Genomic DNA, 17,956 nt, shown 5'->3' with positions numbered 1-17,956 from the left:
CGCTCGGAACGGGAGCCTCATGAGCAAAGCCCTGACCTCATTCGCGCTTGCCGCCGCGCTGACGGCCTTGCTGATGGCGCTCAGCCTGATGGTGGCCAGGCATGGCTATCCCTATGGCGCGATCGGTGCCAAGCGCTTGAGCGACATCGCCGATGCGGGGACGTTCATTCCGCTCGCGGCGATGTATTTTTTCAGCGCACTGCTGATGATGGTTCTGCCGATCAGGCTCGCTGGCATCGTCCTGACACATGCCGCCGATGCGATCTTCTGGACGGTCATCTTGTTGTTTGCGGTCATCGTTGGATGTCTCGCCGCGAGATTTGCTTTCGGTCAGCGCGATGTGCTCCCGGCACTGCTGAACTGGCGGTTCCTGTTTGTCGCAGCCGTCGTCGGATGCCATCTCTTCATCAACGAGCTGCGCCGGAACATCCTGTTGCGAAGCCTGTTCTTCGTCGTCTTCGCCGCAGCGACACTGGCCTGCCTGTTTTGGTCCTTCACCATCTGAGCATGTGCGACCCGTCGGGCAGACGGCCTAATTCTTGTCGACCGGCTTCGAACGCATTCGCGAAACGGTCTCACGCTCGGCCCGCTTCGAACGCATCGGCGGCAGGCCGCGGTCGACCAGGTCCATGTCTTCCAGCACCATGTCGCCCATCCGCTTGAAAGCGATGTCGAGCGCACCGGCCCGGTGGGCGGAGCGCAGGAACCCCGGCAATGTGCGGACCGGGTGATCCTGGGCAAGCGGCTCCTCAGGAAAAACATCGCTGGCGGCGACGATATGGCCGCTGCGGACGACGTCAATCAGTGCCGGGAAATCGACCACGCCGGCTCGGCTGAGCAGGATGAAAGCGGCTCCCTTGCGCATCCTGGCAAACGCCTCGGCGCCGAGGAAGCCCTGGTTTTCGCTAGTCACCGAAGCGACAACGAAGACGAAATCGCTGTTCGACAGAACGTCGTCGAGAGAGGCGGGCTCGACGCCGTTTTCGATCAGGATCGACGGCGGCAGCCACGGGTCGAAGACTTTTGTCCGCGTGCGAAAGCCTGACAGCAACCGGTTGAGCGCACGGCCAAGATCGCCGAAGCCGATAATGCCGACATCCGCGCCGGAAAGAAGCCGCGCCGCCCGGTTGCCGTCGCCGCCCCACAGCTCCTTGCCCTGTCGAAAGGCGAGGTCGGCGTCGACGATGCCGCGGGCGAGGTTGAGCGCCATGGCAAGGCCGAGCTCGGCCACCGGTTCGGCAAACACCAGCCCGGTGGTGACGACATGGATGCCGCGCGAAAACAGCGTCTCGTAGGGCATGTTGTTGATGAGGTTGCTCTCGACATTGAAGATGCAGCGCAGCGCCTTCATTCTTTCCAGCGTCTCCGGCACGATAGGTGGCTGGCCGACGATGTAGCGCGCCTCGGCAAGGATATCGGCCGGCAGCGCCGCCACCGCTTCGGGCGATATTTCGACGATGCGGTATTTCGATCGAAATTTCGCCAGCGCAGCCGGCGTGAAGATCAGGTCGAGCGTGCGCGGTTCGGGTGCGCTGATCACCAGCGGTAAGGCGCTGTCGGACATGATGATTTCCTCCCGTGCGATCCGCGTCGCACCACACTAGAATCGTCTTCCCCGCCCTGACACCTATCACATGCCTGTCGAGGAGGAGAAGTTTGCCTGCCTTCGGCCTTGCGGTGCGGCGGTCGGTGGTCCAGATAGACGGCGATCGAAGGACGACAAGGAAGACAGCGACATGATCCCGTTTCGAAAGAACCTCATCGATGGAGAGTGGGTAGGCGATGCCGGCTCCCGTAACATCAACCCGTCCAATCTCGACGACGTGGTCGGCGAATATGCATCGGGAGGCGCCGAGCACGCCCGGCAGGCCATCGCGGCGGCGAACGCGGCATTTCCGGCGTGGTCCCGATCGGGCCTGCTGGCCCGCCATGCGGTGCTGAGGAAGGCGTCGGACGAGATCACCGCGCGGAAAGATGAAATCGGCCGGGCGTTGGCGCGCGAGGAAGGCAAGACGCTGGTCGAGGGCATCGGCGAGACTGTTCGCGCCGCCCAGATATTCGACTTCTTCGCCGGCGAGACGCTGCGCCTGTCGGGCGAGCTGGTGCCGAGCGTGCGGCCCGGCGTCGGCGTCGAGATCACCCGTGAAGCGGTCGGCGTCGTCGGCATCATCACGCCGTGGAATTTTCCGATCGCCATTCCGGCTTGGAAAATCGCTCCGGCGCTGGCCTACGGCAACACCATCGTCTTCAAGCCGGCGGAACTCGTTCCGGAGAGCGCCTGGACTATTGTCGACATCCTGCACCGCGCCGGGCTGCCCAAGGGTGTGCTTAACCTGGTGATGGGCAAAGGTTCGGTGGTCGGCCAGGCCATGCTCGACAGTCCTGACCTCAACGCGATCACCTTCACCGGATCGGTCGGCACCGGCAAGCGCGTCGCCGCCGCCAGCGTCGAGCACATGCGCAAGTTTCAGCTCGAAATGGGCGGCAAGAACCCGCTTGTCGTGCTCGACGATGCCGACCTTGCCGTCGCTGTCGACTGCGCCATCAACGGTGCCTACTTCTCGACCGGCCAGCGCTGCACGGCGTCGTCCCGGCTGGTGGTGACGGACGGCATTCACGACCGCTTCGTCGAGGCGCTCAAGGACCGCATGGCCAAGTTGGTCGTCGGCGACGCTCTCGATGCCAAGACCCAGATCGGGCCGGTTGTCGACCAGAGCCAGTTGAAACAGGACGAGGACTATATCGCCATCGGACGTCAGGAAGGTGCCGATCTCGCCTTCGGCGGCGAGCGGCTCGATCGTGAAACCCGCGGCTTCTATTTGCAGCCGGCGCTGTTCACCGAAACCACCAACGCCATGCGCATCTCGCGCGAGGAGATTTTCGGACCGGTCGCCAACGTCATCCGCGCCAAGGATTATGACGAGGCGCTGGCGGTGGCCAACGACACGCCGTTTGGCCTGACCTCCGGAATCTGCACCTCGAGCCTCAAGCATGCCACGCACTTCAAGCGCAATTCGGAAGCCGGCATGGTCATGGTCAATCTGCCGACGGCGGGCGTCGACTTCCACGTGCCTTTCGGCGGGCGCAAGGGATCGAGCTACGGCCCGCGCGAGCAGGGCCGCTATGCCGCAGAGTTCTACACCACGGTGAAGACCGCTTACACGTTTGCCGGCTAGGAAAAGGCGGCAGACCAGCCAGGCAGCGAGCAAGTCAATGGCATCTGAGAATACGGACCTGACCTGGCTCAATCCGCCGCCGCACCACGCCTTCGGCAACAATACGGTGCATGTTCGGACCGGCGAGGAGACCGACTTCTGGCGCGAGACGTTCTACGGCTTCTGGCGCGACAATGGCCATTTCCTCTATCGTGAGGTCGAGGGCGATTTCAGCGCCGAAGTCACGGTCAAGGGGCACTATGAGGTGCTTTACGATCAGGCCGGGCTTATGGTCCGCCTGAGCGAGACGCACTGGATCAAGGCCGGCATCGAATACACCGACGGGCTGATGTATTTTTCCGTCGTCGTCACCAACGATGCCTCCGACTGGTCGCTGGCCAGCATTCCGGCCGATCCGGACGGGGTCAGGATCCGCCTGACTCGCCATGCCGAGACGATCCGCGTCCAGTATCGCGACGCATCCGACAAGCACTGGAAACCGGTGCGGCTTGCCTATTTCCCCCCGTCGAAAACGGTCGATGTCGGCATGATGTGCTGTTCGCCGCAGCGCGAGGGCTTCGAGGTGACATTCAGCGATTTTTCGATCGGCCCGCCGATCTCGCGAGAGCTTCACGACTAAGGCGCCGCGATCCGGTCGGGCGGTTTGCGTCCGGCCTGCCTCAGTAGGTCGCCCGGCCGCCGGAGACGTCGAAGACGGCAGCCGTCGTGAACGAGCATTCCTCGGACGCGATCCAGCAAATCAGCGCCGCCACCTCCTCGACCTCGCCGAACCGCGCCATCGGTATTTTGGACAGCATGAAGTCGATGTGCTGCTGGCTCATCTGCTGGAAGATCGCGGTGCGCACGGCCGCCGGCGTGACGCAGTTCACCGTCACCTTGGTCTTGGCCAGTTCCTTGCCGAGCGACTTGGTCATGCCGATCACCGCCGCCTTGGAGGTGCTGTAGGCCGAGGCGTTCGGGTTACCTTCCTTGCCGGCAATCGAGGCGATGTTGACGATCCTGCCATAATTGCGTTCGAGCATATGCGAGACCAGCGCCTTGTTGCAGAAGAAGACGCCATTGATGTTGATGTCGATGACCCGGCGCCAATCCTCTACGGAATACTCCCAGGTCGTCATGTTCGGTCCGGTGATGGCAGCACTGGTGACAAGGACGTCGACTGCGCCAAGCGCTTCGATCGTCTCTCCGGCGGCGGCTTCGACGGCTAGGGGGTCGGCAACATCGAGGGTCACGCTGTGCAGGCCTGGAACAATGGCCTTGGCCTGCTCGATCTGGGCGGCATCGCGATCCCATACCGAAACACGCCCGCCTTCGTCAGTGATCCTTTGCGCGACGGCCAGGCCGATGCCTGAGGCGCCGCCGGTGATAACAGCAGATCGTCCGGCAAATCGTCCCGCGAAACTCATCGGCATGTGGTCTTCCTCCCAATGGGCGGCGAATGTGAAGTCAACGGCGGACAAGTTCAAGCGCGGACTTGCAACTCAGAACAGCTTATGATGGGCCAGCACCGGTCAATTGTACGGCACTGCCTTCTGGCCAAATCGTCTCGCCCGGTATGGAGAGCCCGATACGGAGAGAACGGCTGGAACGACGCGCCCGGTTGGCATCCGGGTGACAGGCGGCGCCGGATGGGTTATATTGCACTGCACAATGCGAGCGCCTGCAGGCGAGGCTCCCATCGGTCCGACGAATCGGCCCACGAGCGGCCCATGAAATCGGCATTGAGCTGCAAGGACGGAAAACCGCTATCGAGATGAAGATTCCAAAATCTCTGTTGATCGATCCGGACAAGAACACGGTCTACGGCAGCTTTGCCGTTGCCGTCTCGATCTGGGCGTTTTCCTACTCGACCATTTTCGGCCAGGCCATGATCCTGGCCTACTATGCGGTCTGGCTACCGCTCATCCTGGTCGACTACCGCAAGATATTAAGGCACGCTTCCAGCGCCTGGCTTCCGCTGGCCTTCGCAACCTATGTCTGCTTCTCGGTGTTCTGGTCGGCAGCTCCCGGCACCACGGCAAGGACGGCCGTCCAATATTGCTCCCATATCGCCTGCGCCTACATTGCCGCGCGCACCGTCAGCGTCCGGACCTTGACCATAGGTGCCCTGATCGGGATTTTCGTCGTCCTGCTCTACTCGCTCAAGGTCGCGGGCTATTCCTACGATGTTCTCGATGGGACGTATAATTTCGTCGGCGCGTTCAGCTCCAAGAACCAGATCGGCTTTGTCGCATCGCTTGGCATCTATTTCTGCGTTGTCTACCTCGCCTTTCTCAGGCGCGGCCGGATAAGCTGTTTGTTGATCGTACCGATTGTCCTTCTATCGGGCTATCTGCTGGTGGTGTCGCATTCCGCCACTTCAATGGCATCTACCCCCGCGGTTCTCGCTCTGGTCGCCCTGCTTTCCATCGGCAAGCTGCTTTCGCTCCGCCATCGCCGGGTGATTTTCATGATCGGTGCGGGCGGGCTGGTCGCCTGCACCGTGATTGCGCTGAATCTCGGGCTGATGGACTTTGTCCTTGGCCTTTTCGGCAAGGATTCGACGCTCACCGGACGAACCTACCTCTGGCAACAGGGCTGGAATGCCGCGCAGCAATCGCCCATCCTCGGCGTCGGCTACGCGGCTTATTGGGTTCAGGGCTTCTCCGAGGCCGAGCGGCTGTGGAACGAATTCTATATCGCCGCGCGAAGCGGCTTCCACTTCCACAACACCTACATCGAGACCTTGGTGGAACTCGGCTTCGTCGGCGCGACACTGCTTTCGCTGATCATCCTGCGCACGCTCTGGGGTCACGTCTCGGCGCTGATATTCAGGACATGGCAAGCCGAGTCCGTGATTCTTGCCGGCGTCATGGTGCTTCTGTTCATCCGATCCTTCGTCGAGGTCGAGACCCTCAATCCCTACATCATGGGATCGTTCCTGCTGTACTACAGCTACTTCAAACTGGTGAGGGTGCCGGCCGTCGCTCCTTCCCGGTGGAGCGCCGTGAACCATCTAGAGGAACCGGACGCCGTGCGAGGCTAGAGCGGGCGGATCCAGGCGGTTCGTTGCCCGAAGGCCGGCTTGTTTTCTGATCCATAAGATCCCAAACGCAAAAACCCCGCAGACCGCTGCCTGCGGGGTTGGTGTTTTGCTCCGGTGGAAAGAAGCTACTGGATGGCCAGGGGCGCCGGTTTGACCTTGATCACGTCCCCTGGCAGCACCGGTGTGTCTTCATCGGCGGTGATTTCGCTGGTCTTGCCGTCGACCACCCGCACCAGGGAAAATGATAAGGCCGCTGGTTCGTTGTTGCCGTAGAATTGCGGCATGGGGCTGCCCGACAAGGCTTCGGACATCAAGGCCTTTTCCATATTCAGCTTCAGCGTCACCTCGTTGAGATCGGCTTCCGTCTGTTGCCGGTCGGTCGCGAGGCTGGAGTTCTGGGTATTCTCGAGATCGATGGCGTCCTGGGTGGCCTTGCTGATCGACTGCTTGGCCGTGAGAATCGCCGTTTCGTAATCCAGGATCTGGCCCTCGAGATCGGCGATGGTTTGCTGCGAGTTCAAAACCCGCGTGTTGACGACCAGGCCCTTTTGCGCCAGCGAGCCGATGCCGTTGAGCTGCTCCTTCGCCAGATCAACCTGCTTCTGCTGGTTGACGATCTTTTTCTGCAGCGAATCGATCTCGCTCTGCAGCAGCGCCTTCAAATCGTCGAGCGCCTGCAAGCGCAGCTTGAGTTTCTTCTGGTCGGCCGCCAGGATCGCCGTCTCATCGGCAACGATGCTGGGCAGCTTCGGATCGTCGGCCACCTCTTTCGGCACCGCGAATGCCGGCTTGTCCGCCAGTTCCGCTTCGATGCGGGCGCGCTTGACGGTCAGCCTGACCAATTGGTCTTGTAATACGTCGAAATTGCCCTTCGCATTGATCAGGTCGCGGTCGTAGCGCTGCCCGCTCTCCGGGTTCCGCCGGGCTCCGCCGGCAATGCTCATCGCTTTCAGCACGGACAACCCAGGCACACAAGGATACTGGCCGGGCGATTGCACCTCGCCGGAGATGTAGAATGGCCGGTACTGTGCCATTTCGACGGAAGCCTCCGGCTTGTCGGCCAGAGCGAGCTTGCGCTGCAGCGCCTCGCCGAGCGATGCGGCGATCTCCGAAGTCGTCTTGCCGGATGCGGGCATCTCGCCGACGAAGGGAACCGACAAGGTTCCAGCGGGCCCGACCGTGTATTCTCCATTGATGGCCGACCAGTCACGGAACGTGCCTTCGACGGTCTGCCATTCCGCCACGCGAATGGTCAGCTTGTCCTGTGCTCCTAGGCGATAGTCGTCGGCGAAGGCAAACTGTGGCAAGGCGAGCGACAGCGTCAGGCCGGTCGCCATTGTAAGGCAAGTCGTCAAAAGCCGTACTCGCCGCATGCGTCTGGAGAGAATACCGGTGCAAAAAATATCGATTATATCTGCTTTCAACTGAGCGTTTCCGATCTGGTTTGCCCCGCCCGATGAGCTGCCGATGCCTGAGTTAGGGGCCTGAGTTCCAGGCCCGAATTCTGGACAGTCGCTCCTCGATGCACGGCCAGCAAGCGGCCGTCAGTAGCAGCCTCGCGACATCCAGACCGCGGGTACGGTCTTGATGATGATGCGGATGTCTTCGAACATCGACCAGTTCTCGACATAGTGCCTGTCGAATGCGACGCGGCTGTCATACGAAACATCGTTGCGTCCGCTGACCTGCCACAGCCCTGTCAGGCCGGGGCGCGATTTAAGATAATAGACGGCCGAATTGCCATAAATCTCCAGCTCATCGCGCACCACGGGACGAGGCCCGACCAGGCTCATATCCCCCTGCAGGATGTTGATGATCTGCGGCAACTCATCGAGGCTGAGCTTCCTCAGCACCGCTCCGACGCGCGTGATCCGCGGGTCGTTCTTCAACTTGCGGGTCGCTATCCATTCGGCGTTGGCCTCCGGATTCGCGGCGAGATAGGCAGCAAGCACCCGCTCGCCGTCTGGAACCATGGTGCGGAACTTGAGGCACGGAAAAATCCGTCCTCCGCGGCCGATCCGGCTGTGACCATAGAAAATCGGCCCGCCATCGGAAAACCTGACAAGCAGCGCTATCATCACGAACAGCGGGCTGAGAGCGACCAGGCCGATCAACGAACCGACAATATCGAAGCTGCGTTTGAGCAGGCCGCCAATCGGTGGCGGAAAATCGACGCCGGCCTGCGAAAAATCCGCATCGGCCGGCTTGGCTACGTCCCTCATGCGTAAACTCCATACGTTGAACGGATGGTTTACCGCACGATACCAAAAAAATGTTGCAGCGCAACACACAATTTCCCAGACGGCTGTAATAGTCGCGTCATGAACTGACTAAATAATAAACTCGTCCTGCACAAAATTTCGCCGTTATGTCGCAAAAGAGGCAGATTATGGGCAATTTTGGAAAAACTAGTCCAATTTTGGGGCTGATTTTAGGCGAATCGCTCTTTATACCCTCCTGTGGAGCTTTGCCGTCATTTAGAATTTCAAGATAATGACTGATGTTATGCTAAAATACTATTCAATATTATAAATCTTACTGGAGCGAGTCGATATCCGGCAATCAGTGGTGATGCCGACGTGTGCGTTGCACCATGGCAGAGTCGATCCCGAGGATTCGTTTAAAATTTATTGCGCAGCTGCCCTTGCCGCCTATTGCGCGGCTCAATAGAGTTGCAAATTGTTTCTGTCGGACTATGGACAGATTGGGCTAGGCCGGAAGCAACCGGCCAGAAGCGGGCAACCTAAATAAGCTCGCAGAGTTTAAGGGAGGTGCTCGGGGTGGGCTTGTCGACATTTTTTCCCGAGCCGGTTGATGGGCTATCGGGTATGTCACTGCCAAAGTTCATTATCGGAATGTGTTTTGCGCTGGCGATCGTGATCGTCTGGTCCTATTTAGGCGGCGCCTCGCTCGGTACGACGCTGTTTCGTGTCATCGGCTGCGCTATAGTCATCCAACTGGGTTATTTTCTGCTGGTCTTTGCCATGGTTGCCAGAAATGCCCCGACCCCGGCCGACAAAATCCGCGACGCTGAACGAAAGCTGAGTTCGAACGAAGCGGCCGAAGCCGAGAAACTCAGCGCCAGGAGAGGCCTTCACTGATTTCGGGCCTGGCCGCGGTCTGCGATGTCCATGTGACCTGTGGTTAAGCTCGCCGGTCCCCTGACGAATTGCTCACCTCAACGACACCGGCAGTCGGCATTCCTGTTCTTTCAATTCCTTGACACTGCGGGCCTCGACGCGCTCGCTCCGCCCCGCCGCCGTCCGGTCGGCGAGGATCAGCAACTGGTTTCTGCCAGTTGAGCGCTCTGATGGAGCGTGTAGGAACGGCTCTGCCAAGCGGCGCATTTCTGGAGCCATCCCGATTGAGGCTCGCCGCCTACCCAACCGGGCCATGACACCCAGCAAAATGAAAAACTGGACGGCGCCGATGATTTTGGCGATGCTTGCTTCGCACTTGCAGCATAGGCGTTTGGGCCGATGCATTTCAGGATGGGCGGTGGGGCATTGAGCGGACGGGGCGAGGAAATCCGCAACGGCTTCTGCAACCGAGAGGCATGTCTATGACATCATTCCAGGTCTGCGTGATCATCGCCGCCCGCAATGCGGCGCGGACAATCCCGGCTGCCATTGCATCGGCATTACGCGAGCCTGAGGTTGCGGAGGTTGTCGTCGTCGACGACGCGTCCACCGACGATACCGCGAAAGTCGCCCACGCGGCCGGCGACGGCACGGGCCGTCTTTCCGTCATCCGCTTCGACGCCAATCGCGGCCCATCCTTTGCACGCAACGCCGCGATTGCCGGTTCCAGGTCGCCGTTCATCAGCATTCTGGACGCTGATGATTTCTTTTTCGAAGGCAGGTTTCACAGACTGTTCGCCAGCACCGATTGGGATTTCGCCGCAGACAACATCATGCTTGTCAGGGATGACGCGGCAACCGACGTTTCGAAAATCGTGGCTCCACCGTTCTCGCCCGAGCCGGAATTCCTCGATTTCGAGGGTTTCATCGACGCCAACATCTCCAGGCGCCGTGTGCAACGAGGGGAACTGGGGTTCCTCAAACCCGTGATCAGCCGCGCCTTCCTCGATCGGCATGGGCTGCGCTACGACGAGAAGCTGCGCCTGGGTGAAGACTATGAACTCTATGCGCGCGCGGTTGCCCTTGGCGCGCGCTTCAAGGTCATCAAATCCTGTGGCTACGGCGCGATCGTGCGCGCCGATTCGCTGAGCGGACGGCACAAGACCCAGGACCTGAAGCATCTGGCCGATGCCGACCTGGCACTGCTTGCGATCGACAGTTTGCCGGAGGCATCGAAGGCTGCGCTGAGAAGGCACGAGCGGCACATCCGCGACAAATACCGGTTGCGGAAGTTTTTAGACGTGAAGGCTGAGCGCGGGTTGGCACCGGCCGCGGCCTACGCCTTGGCCGGCTCGTCCAACCTCACAGCCGTCGTCCGCGGCGTTGCCTCCGACAAGCTGGATGCGCTGTTTCGCCGCGCTGGTCTCGCTGCGAAGCGTCAGCATGTGCCGCCGCTGCGCTTCCTCATGGCCGGAACCAGCACGGCCAACGAAAGCTAGGCACGTCAACGTGCGATGGCGGTAGCCACTCCCTTACCCTTCGGTCGGCTCGCACCATTTCAACGAGATTCATGAGTTTACGATCTAGTGGTTGCCTATGCGCGCAGGGAATGGCAATCTATGTTGCGGTGCAGCAATTTTGGACGGCCAACCGAACTGGCCCGAGACATACCCTGTCGGAGGAGCTGGACGATGCAAGAAATGTCTTTTGAATGTGGACGGGCACTAAGGCCGTTCACCAGCTCGACGATGATGGGGCGCTGACTGCATGGCCTCGATCTTTCGCTTCCGGTCGAGAGATCCGGCGCGCGACACGCAGACCGACACCTCGCGCCTTGATCGGTTGGCAAAGCTGCTGGACCAGATCTCGGCCGAAGTCGAGGCGGAGAAGAGCGGCCTTGAGAACCGCTACAGGACAACCGCTACCAATGCCGCCTTTCTGGTTGAGGCGATGGAGAACGGAACGGTCTCCTCTCGCAGGTCTTCCGAAGTCGGCGAACTGACCAGGTCGATCCTGAATTGCGAGCGGCGCATCGCAGCGCTGTCGCGCCAGATGCAGAAGATGAAGGATCTCCGTCATTCGCTGGATGAAATCTTCGAAGAGAAGCGGCAGAACGGTCCCGACATAAGGACCGATTTTGTGAAGCCCGCCGATTCCGGCACAGGCTGAGCGAACACCCGGGTCGGCGCAATGGTTTTAGGCACAACACGGAGCTTGGGAGCGACAGAGGTCAAGATCAGGTTGTTTCGTCACGGTTCGAACGATCGCTTTGGGGGCGCACAGCACAAGGTGAGTTTGATATGAACGCAGATCTTAAAAGCACGCCCGCCCCGGCAACCCGAGGCACCCCGTTCACGCGCCCGATCCCAGGCAAGCTGCGGCGGCTCCGTTCAGACGGCGCGTTTCTGCTGGTCGTTCTCGGCAGTCTGGTTGCGGGCCTGGTGCCCGCCGGCGCGCAGGATCTCCCAACCGCGCCGTCCTTTGTCGATGATTTCACCAGCCTCAGTCGCGCGCGCTGGTACATTTCCGACGGCTGGACGAACGGCAAGCATCAGAACTGCACCTGGTCCAAAAGCCTGATCGGGCTTTCCGACGGCATGCTGACGCTCGGTTTCGAGAAGCGCAAGCTGAAGGATCGCGAATTCGCCTGCGCCGAGATCCAGACCAAGCAGCGCTTCGGCTACGGCACCTACGAGGCGCGGATGAAGACCGACACGGGCTCTGGCGTCAACGCGGCATTCTTCAGCTTCGTCGGCGATGCCGACAAGCAGCCGCATGATGAAATCGACTTCGAGGTGCTGACCAAGGACACGTCCAAGGTCCAGGTCAATGCCTATATAGCCGGCAAAGGCAAGAACGAGAAACTGGTCGACGTCGCCGGCGGCACCGACAAGGCCTTCAACGACTACGCCTTCGTCTGGGAAAAGGACCGGCTGCGCTGGTACGTCAACGGCAAGCTTGTCCACGAGATCACCGATCCGGCGAAGCTGCCCACCCATTCGCAAAGGATCTATTTCAGCCTGTGGGGCAGCGATACGATGAAGGGGTGGATGGGGCCGTTCTCGGATCCGGGCCGCAAGCTCACCATGCAGGTGGATCGTGTTGCATTCACCGCACTTGGCCAGCCCTGCCAATTCCCCGAATCGCTGGCATGCAACACAAACTAGAAGCGCATCTGAACCGGCCGGGCCGAAGGTGGTCGGAAAACCGAAGCTCGAACAGGCCCGAAGCCTTGAACAGGGATGAAACCGAATGAATTTGACTGTCTTTGGAATCGGCTATGTCGGTCTTGTACAGGCGGCGGTGCTTGCCGAAGTCGGCCATCAGGTGGTCTGCGTCGACATCGATGCAAAAAAGGTCGAGCGGCTCAACCAGGGTCATGTCCCGATCTTCGAGCCTGGGCTCGAAAACATCGTCAAGGAGAACCATGCCGCCGGCCGCATCAAGTTCACCACCGACGCCGCCGCGGCGATCAAGCATGGCCAGATCCAGATGATCGCCGTCGGCACGCCGCCGGGCGAGGATGGTTCGGCCGACCTCAAATATGTGCTGGCCGTCGCCGAGGCCATCGGTCGTGAGATGGACGAGCCCAAGATCGTCGTCGGCAAGTCGACCGTGCCCGTCGGCACCTGCGAAAGGATAAAGGCCAGGATCGCCGCAACGCTGAAGGCGCGCGGGCGCGAGGATCTGGCTTTCGACGTCGCCTCCAATCCGGAATTCCTCAAGGAAGGGTCCGCTGTGAGCGACTGTATGAAGCCCGACCGCATCATCGTCGGCACCAGCAACGAGGACACCGAGGCGGTGATGCGCGAGCTCTACGCGCCGTTCAACCGCAACCACGAAAAGATGATCGTCATGGATGTGCGCAGTGCCGAGTTCACCAAATACGCGGCCAATTGCATGCTGGCGACCAAGATCAGCTTCATGAATGAAATGGCCAACCTGGCCGAACAACTGGGCGCCGACATCGAGGAAGTCCGCAAGGGCATCGGCAGCGACCCGCGGATCGGCTACCACTTCATCTATCCGGGCCTCGGCTATGGCGGCTCGTGTTTCCCGAAGGATGTGCGTGCCCTGATCAAGACCGCCGAGGCCGTCAAGTTCGACGCCAAGCTGCTGCGTGCCGTCGAGGAGCGCAACAACCAGCAGAAGTCGGTCCTGTTCGAGAAGGTGGACCGCTATTTCAAGGGCAATCTCAAAGGCAAGACATTTGCGCTGTGGGGCTTGGCCTTCAAACCCAATACCGACGACATGCGCGAGGCCCCGGCCCGCACGCTGATGGAAGCGCTCTGGGCCGCCGGTGCCAATGTCCAGGCCTACGATCCCGAGGCGATGCAGGAATGCCAGGCGATCTACGGGCTCCGCGATGACCTGCAACTGTGCGGCACCAAGGAGGCCGCGCTGCGAGGCGCCGATGCGCTCTTGATCGTGACCGAGTGGAAAAGCTTCAGCGCGCCGTCTTTCGATGCGCTGAAGAACGCGCTGACCACGCCCGTTATCTTCGACGGACGCAATCTCTACGACCCCAAGGTCATCGCCCGCCACGGCATCGAATACCACAGCATCGGCAGAATGGCGGCGTGACGCTAGGGCGGTCCAGCAAGGAGCCAGGTCCATGAAAGTTCTGTTTGCGGGCGGCAACGGCTACACGCCGCAGTTCAGCGGTGGCGTTCAGTCGAGCACGCATCATCTGGTCGAGCAGCTGCGCGAGCACGGTCATGACGCCTCGGTTCTGGCGGCGCTGTTCGGTGACGGCATGTTCGGCTTCAAGGCGCGCGCCAAGATGAAGCTGCTTCGCCAGCGAGCGGTCATCGACAGCTATCCCGGCTATCCGGTCGTGCGGGCATGGTTTCCCTGGGAGGCGGCGCGCTTCGCGGTCGAACGGCTCGATCCCGATGTCGCCGTCGTGCAGTGCCACAAATCGGTGCCGATCGGAAAGGCGCTGCAGGCGCTCGGAATACCGCTGGTGGTCTATCTGCGGAACGTCGAATTCCACGAACTGGCCGGCGACCTGCGCGAATTGCATTCGGCGCTTTATATCGCCAATTCCGAATTCACTGCCCGCACCTATAAGGAAAGGTTCGGCATCGACTCGACCGTGATCCCGCCGACCATCAATCCCGGGCTCTACAGCACGCCGACCACCGGTGAATTCGTCACGCTGATCAATCCTTACAACGAAAAAGGGTTCGAACTCGCCGTGCGCATCGCCGGCCAATGCCCCGAAATTCCGTTCCTGTTCGTCGAAAGCTGGAAGCTCGACGACGACCATCGGGCGCAGATCGAACAGATCATCGCCCCGCTGCGCAACGTCAGGCTGGAAAGCCGCACCAGCGACATGAAGACCGTCTATGGCCGCACCAAGATCCTGCTGGCGCCCAGCAAATGGGAAGAAGCCTGGGGGCGGGTGGCATCCGAGGCCCATTGCAGCGGCATTCCAGTCGTCGGGTCCCGTCGCGGCGGCCTGCCGGAGGCGATTGGCGCCGGCGGCGTGGTGCTCGACTATGACGCACCGCTCGACGACTGGGTCGCCGCGGTCAGGCGACTATGGAGCGACAAGGCCGAGTACGATCGGCTGTCGGCGGCGGCGCAGCTGTTTTCGGGGCGGCCGCAAATGAACCCCGACGGCCAGTTCGCGACTTTTCTCGGCGTTCTCGACCGCGCCAGGCAAGGCGCGCTGGAGCGTGCCGCCTGATGTATTTCGTCCAACGCCATGCATGTCGCCTAAAAGCCGGCTCTCGCGCCTGACCAGGGTGGGAGCTGCTTTGGGACAACGACACGCACAACACCGGACGCTTGAGGCGCCTCGCACGGCGGCGACGGGCGTCATCCCTCATCCGCGCGAGCAGATCGCCGACCGGCCTCGAAAGATCGTCCATTCGATGAAGATTTGCTTCGTAGTTGATAAGTTCCCCTCTTTGTCGGAGACCTTCGTCCTCGACCAGATAGAAGGGTGCCTCGAGCGCGGCATGCAAGTCGGCGTCGTCTGCAACGAGACTTCCTTCGGCAAGGACAGCAACATCGACGATCGCCGCTGGCAGGCTCTCCCTGGCAAGGTCGTCTGCTGGTGGGGCGGGCTGGGGCGCTTTCGGCCGACGCTCAGGAGATGGTCGGGCAGGTTCTGGGATAAGCTCTCGACCGCTGTCGACATCGCTTTTGCGCGCAAGTTGCAGAACGCCGATGTGATCGTCGCGCATTTCGGCAATAACGGCATGCGCGTCGCCCGCGCCATGAAACGAGGCCGGATTTCCGCTCCGCTGGTGACCATATTCCACGGCCGCGATGTCGGCGAACCGCTGCATGACAACACGCTCACGCGCTACAAGGTTGTCTTCGACAAGGGCGTTCTCCAGCTCCCGGTGAACGCGTTTTTCCGCGACGCCCTGATCGGCGTCGGCGCACCCCCGGCGCAAGTCATGGTTCACCATATGGGCGTGCGGCCCGGTGAGATCGGCTACCATTGGCGTTCCTGGGACCGGGACACGCTGTCCTTCATCTCGGTCTGCCGGCTGACCGAAAAGAAGGGCATCGAATTCGCCCTTCGGGCGCTCGCCAGCCTGCCGCGGCGCGACTGGGTCTATTCGGTGATTGGCGGCGGCGAATTGCTGGAAGAGTTGAAGAAGCTCGCCGCAAATCTCGGCATTGCCGACCGGGTGACTTTCCTCGGGCCGCGTCCGCATGCCGAGGTCAAGCAGCGCCTGCGCAATGCCCACGTATTCCTGCTGCCTAGCGTAGCCGCGCGAGACGGCGATCTCGAGGGTATTCCGGTGGCGCTGATGGAAGCTATGGCCGCCGGGCTGATCGTCGTCAGCACCTATCACTCGGGCATCCCCGAACTGATCGAGGATCAGGAGACAGGCTTCCTCGCACCGGAGCGAGACGTTGCGGCGTTGGCCCGCAAGCTTGTCTGGGTGGCAGAGAACCCGGACAAATGCGAGCGCATCGCATATGCGGCGCGCCGCAAGATCGAGCAGGATTTCAACGCGGACGTACTCAACGAACGTTTTGCGCAGATCGTTGCTCAACTGGCCGAAGCCAGGCAGCCGGCATGAACGCCAACCCGCCCCCCCAGTTCGGTCGCGTCGCCCTGCGCGGCGGCATGGTGACGATCGGCGCGCAAGGCTTCAAGATGGCGATCCAGTTTCTCTCGGTCATCGTGCTTGCCCGTCTGCTCGTGCCCGAGGATTTCGGCCTAGTGGCTTCCGTCGGGCCGATCGTGGCCTTTGTCGGGCTGCTTCAAAATCTTGGCCTGCAACAGGCTGTGGTCCAGCGCAAGGATATCAGCACCGAGCAGCTCAACCAGGTATTCTGGATCAGTGCGCTGGTGGGGATGGGCAGTGCCGTGGTGGTTGCATGCCTGGCGCCCGCCATCGCTGCCTTCTATGGCGATCAACGCATGGTCGGGATCACCATCGGCTCTGCCTTGCCGCTGCTGCTTGGCAGCCTCGCCGCGGTGCCGCTGGCGCTGATGAACCGTCACTTGCGCTTTGGCCAACTCGCGCTGAACGACGTGATAACCGCCGCTGCCGGACTTGCGACTACCGCAATCGCCGCCTATGCGGGGCTGGGCTACTGGTCGCTGGTCATTGGCCCGGCGGTTTCGGCTGTTGTCGCGCTGGCCGCGGCATGGCAGGTGGCGCGCTGGACGCCGTCGCGGCCGGACCTGAAGGTCGATACCGACATATTGTCGTTCGGCGCCAATCTGACCGGCTTCAATCTGGCCAACTTCTTCTCGCGCAATCTCGACAACATCCTGATCGGAAAATATTCGGGCGCGATCGAGCTCGGCTATTATGACCGCGCCTACAAGCTCCTGCTGTTTCCGCTGCAGAATATCAACCAGCCGCTGACACGCGTGATGGTGCCGCTGCTGAGTCGCATCCATGAGGACAAGGCGCGGTTTCGCGACATCTATGTGCGAACCAATTGGATGCTGGCGGCCATCACTATGCCCGGCATCGCGGCGCTGACGCTGACGTCGGACCAGGTCGTCGGGCTTCTCTTCGGCGAGCGCTGGACGGCGGTGGCGCCGATCTTCGCCTGGCTGGGCATCGCCAGCCTGATCCAGTCCGTCTCGAGCACCACCGGCTGGATCTTCATCTGCCAGGGCAAGACCAAGACCATGTTCCACTGGGGCATCTACTCGTCGCTGACGACGGTCGCCGCCTTCATCATCGGCCTGCACTGGGGCGCCGTCGGTGTCGCGGCGGCCTACGCGATCAGCGGTTATGTGCTGCGCGTCCCGGTACTTGCCGTTCTTGTCCACCGGGTCGGCCCGGTGACGGCAGCCGACTTCCTGGTCATGCAGGGACTATTCATCGCGTCGTCGCTGCTTGCCTGGTCCGTGTACCGCGAGTTGCCGGCATCGCTGACCAGCCAGTCAGACCTGCTCGCGGTGGTCCTGGCGGGTGCCCTCAATTATTCGATCGGCCTGGTCCTCATGCTCGCCCTTCGCCAGTCGCGCAGCGCCCTGTTCACCACGCTTTCCAGCGCCATGCGCAACGCCCGCTAGGCCGGCAATCACCGGCCTCAAAAGCTCACCTGCCGACATCGCCGACGCATGCTCCTCAAGCACTGCCTGAAGGCTCGTCCTGCGATAGAGGTCGAGATTGGCGGTAAGTCTGCCGAGCTTCGCGCTCGCTTCCTCGGGCGTCACCGTGTCGATGTCGAGCAGC

The 17,956-nt window shown here is 61.3% G+C and carries 16 protein-coding genes; 12 read left to right on the top strand and 4 right to left on the bottom strand.

Annotated elements, in window-relative coordinates; all coding sequences use genetic code 11:
* The first annotated feature begins 19 nt into the window (after nt 1–19).
* Nucleotides 20–505 carry a hypothetical protein gene (locus tag NKI08_RS03750; protein WP_352767260.1) on the top strand — a complete coding sequence of 162 codons (486 nt, stop codon included), beginning with the start codon at nt 20–22 and terminating at the stop codon, nt 503–505.
* A gap of 27 nt (nt 506–532) precedes the next feature.
* Here the strand turns inward: NKI08_RS03750 and NKI08_RS03745 are convergent, their stop codons facing one another.
* Nucleotides 533–1,564, bottom strand: coding sequence for a hydroxyacid dehydrogenase (locus tag NKI08_RS03745; RefSeq protein WP_352767258.1), 1,032 nt, complete (start codon nt 1,562–1,564; stop codon nt 533–535).
* 175 nt (nt 1,565–1,739) lie between these two features.
* Here NKI08_RS03745 and NKI08_RS03740 point away from each other — a divergent pair, with 175 nt between their 5' ends.
* Together NKI08_RS03740 and NKI08_RS03735 are read left to right on the top strand one after the other, a co-directional pair.
* Nucleotides 1,740–3,176 (top strand): aldehyde dehydrogenase family protein, encoded by a 1,437-nt coding sequence (locus NKI08_RS03740; RefSeq protein WP_352767427.1) that lies wholly within the window; start codon nt 1,740–1,742, stop codon nt 3,174–3,176.
* A 37-nt stretch (nt 3,177–3,213) separates the two neighbouring features.
* The gene (locus NKI08_RS03735) at nt 3,214–3,795 is read left to right on the top strand and encodes a DUF1349 domain-containing protein (protein WP_352767256.1); all 582 of its coding nucleotides are present in this window, start codon (nt 3,214–3,216) and stop codon (nt 3,793–3,795) included.
* 40 nt (nt 3,796–3,835) lie between these two features.
* Here the strand turns inward: NKI08_RS03735 and NKI08_RS03730 are convergent, their stop codons facing one another.
* Nucleotides 3,836–4,588: an SDR family NAD(P)-dependent oxidoreductase gene (locus tag NKI08_RS03730; RefSeq protein ID WP_352767254.1), complete on the bottom strand. Its 753-nt coding sequence runs from the start codon at nt 4,586–4,588 to the stop codon at nt 3,836–3,838.
* A gap of 341 nt (nt 4,589–4,929) precedes the next feature.
* Between NKI08_RS03730 and NKI08_RS03725 the strand changes: the two genes are divergently transcribed.
* Nucleotides 4,930–6,201: an O-antigen ligase family protein gene (locus NKI08_RS03725; protein ID WP_352767252.1), complete on the top strand. Its 1,272-nt coding sequence runs from the start codon at nt 4,930–4,932 to the stop codon at nt 6,199–6,201.
* Nucleotides 6,202–6,326: 125 nt separating this feature from the next.
* Here NKI08_RS03725 and NKI08_RS03720 read toward each other — a convergent pair whose 3' ends face one another.
* Nucleotides 6,327–7,538, bottom strand: a complete 1,212-nt coding sequence (locus NKI08_RS03720) for a polysaccharide biosynthesis/export family protein (RefSeq protein WP_352540403.1) — start codon at nt 7,536–7,538, stop codon at nt 6,327–6,329.
* A gap of 207 nt (nt 7,539–7,745) precedes the next feature.
* The gene (locus NKI08_RS03715) at nt 7,746–8,423 is read right to left on the bottom strand and encodes a sugar transferase (protein WP_023676307.1); all 678 of its coding nucleotides are present in this window, start codon (nt 8,421–8,423) and stop codon (nt 7,746–7,748) included.
* A gap of 558 nt (nt 8,424–8,981) precedes the next feature.
* Here NKI08_RS03715 and NKI08_RS03710 point away from each other — a divergent pair.
* The 8 genes from NKI08_RS03710 (at nt 8,982) to NKI08_RS03675 (ending at nt 17,793) form a co-directional block, all read left to right on the top strand.
* Nucleotides 8,982–9,302, top strand: coding sequence for an exopolysaccharide production repressor protein (locus tag NKI08_RS03710; RefSeq protein ID WP_352469919.1), 321 nt, complete (start codon nt 8,982–8,984; stop codon nt 9,300–9,302).
* A gap of 455 nt (nt 9,303–9,757) precedes the next feature.
* Nucleotides 9,758–10,780 carry a glycosyltransferase family 2 protein gene (locus NKI08_RS03705; RefSeq protein ID WP_352469920.1) on the top strand — a complete coding sequence of 341 codons (1,023 nt, stop codon included), beginning with the start codon at nt 9,758–9,760 and terminating at the stop codon, nt 10,778–10,780.
* Nucleotides 10,781–11,048: 268 nt separating this feature from the next.
* The gene (locus NKI08_RS03700; protein ID WP_352469921.1) at nt 11,049–11,450 is read left to right on the top strand and encodes a hypothetical protein; all 402 of its coding nucleotides are present in this window, start codon (nt 11,049–11,051) and stop codon (nt 11,448–11,450) included.
* 131 nt (nt 11,451–11,581) lie between these two features.
* Nucleotides 11,582–12,448: an endo-1,3-1,4-beta-glycanase ExoK gene (gene exoK / locus NKI08_RS03695; protein ID WP_352767249.1), complete on the top strand. Its 867-nt coding sequence runs from the start codon at nt 11,582–11,584 to the stop codon at nt 12,446–12,448.
* A gap of 85 nt (nt 12,449–12,533) precedes the next feature.
* Complete coding sequence (locus tag NKI08_RS03690; protein WP_352469923.1) at nt 12,534–13,865, top strand: UDP-glucose dehydrogenase family protein; 1,332 nt, start codon at nt 12,534–12,536, stop codon at nt 13,863–13,865.
* 31 nt (nt 13,866–13,896) lie between these two features.
* On the top strand, nt 13,897–14,976 hold the full coding sequence (locus NKI08_RS03685) for a glycosyltransferase (protein WP_352767247.1): 1,080 nt from the start codon (nt 13,897–13,899) through the stop codon (nt 14,974–14,976).
* A 70-nt stretch (nt 14,977–15,046) separates the two neighbouring features.
* Nucleotides 15,047–16,333: a glycosyltransferase gene (locus NKI08_RS03680; protein WP_352469925.1), complete on the top strand. Its 1,287-nt coding sequence runs from the start codon at nt 15,047–15,049 to the stop codon at nt 16,331–16,333.
* Nucleotides 16,330–17,793 carry a lipopolysaccharide biosynthesis protein gene (locus NKI08_RS03675; RefSeq protein WP_352469926.1) on the top strand — a complete coding sequence of 488 codons (1,464 nt, stop codon included), beginning with the start codon at nt 16,330–16,332 and terminating at the stop codon, nt 17,791–17,793. Before NKI08_RS03680 ends, NKI08_RS03675 begins: the two co-directional genes overlap by 4 nt.
* Nucleotides 17,794–17,956: the final 163 nt, after the last annotated feature.

It is taken from the genome of Mesorhizobium sp. M0768, from assembly GCF_040320195.1.
GTDB lineage: Bacteria > Pseudomonadota > Alphaproteobacteria > Rhizobiales > Rhizobiaceae > Mesorhizobium.
This window is presented reverse-complemented; position numbering and strand designations above follow the sequence as displayed.

What these genes read in the sequence shown, in the direction of transcription:
- NKI08_RS03750 (WP_352767260.1), top strand. Translation starts at nt 20, where the DNA reads ATGAGCAAAGCCCTGACCTCATTCGCGCTTGCCGCCGCGCTGACGGCC.
- NKI08_RS03745 (WP_352767258.1), bottom strand. Translation starts at nt 1,564, where the DNA reads ATGTCCGACAGCGCCTTACCGCTGGTGATCAGCGCACCCGAACCGCGC.
- NKI08_RS03735 (WP_352767256.1), top strand. Translation starts at nt 3,214, where the DNA reads ATGGCATCTGAGAATACGGACCTGACCTGGCTCAATCCGCCGCCGCAC.
- NKI08_RS03730 (WP_352767254.1), bottom strand. Translation starts at nt 4,588, where the DNA reads ATGCCGATGAGTTTCGCGGGACGATTTGCCGGACGATCTGCTGTTATC.
- NKI08_RS03725 (WP_352767252.1), top strand. Translation starts at nt 4,930, where the DNA reads ATGAAGATTCCAAAATCTCTGTTGATCGATCCGGACAAGAACACGGTC.
- NKI08_RS03720 (WP_352540403.1), bottom strand. Translation starts at nt 7,538, where the DNA reads ATGGCGACCGGCCTGACGCTGTCGCTCGCCTTGCCACAGTTTGCCTTC.
- NKI08_RS03715 (WP_023676307.1), bottom strand. Translation starts at nt 8,423, where the DNA reads ATGAGGGACGTAGCCAAGCCGGCCGATGCGGATTTTTCGCAGGCCGGC.
- NKI08_RS03705 (WP_352469920.1), top strand. Translation starts at nt 9,758, where the DNA reads ATGTCTATGACATCATTCCAGGTCTGCGTGATCATCGCCGCCCGCAAT.
- NKI08_RS03700 (WP_352469921.1), top strand. Translation starts at nt 11,049, where the DNA reads ATGGCCTCGATCTTTCGCTTCCGGTCGAGAGATCCGGCGCGCGACACG.
- exoK (WP_352767249.1), top strand. Translation starts at nt 11,582, where the DNA reads ATGAACGCAGATCTTAAAAGCACGCCCGCCCCGGCAACCCGAGGCACC.
- NKI08_RS03690 (WP_352469923.1), top strand. Translation starts at nt 12,534, where the DNA reads ATGAATTTGACTGTCTTTGGAATCGGCTATGTCGGTCTTGTACAGGCG.
- NKI08_RS03685 (WP_352767247.1), top strand. Translation starts at nt 13,897, where the DNA reads ATGAAAGTTCTGTTTGCGGGCGGCAACGGCTACACGCCGCAGTTCAGC.
- NKI08_RS03675 (WP_352469926.1), top strand. Translation starts at nt 16,330, where the DNA reads ATGAACGCCAACCCGCCCCCCCAGTTCGGTCGCGTCGCCCTGCGCGGC.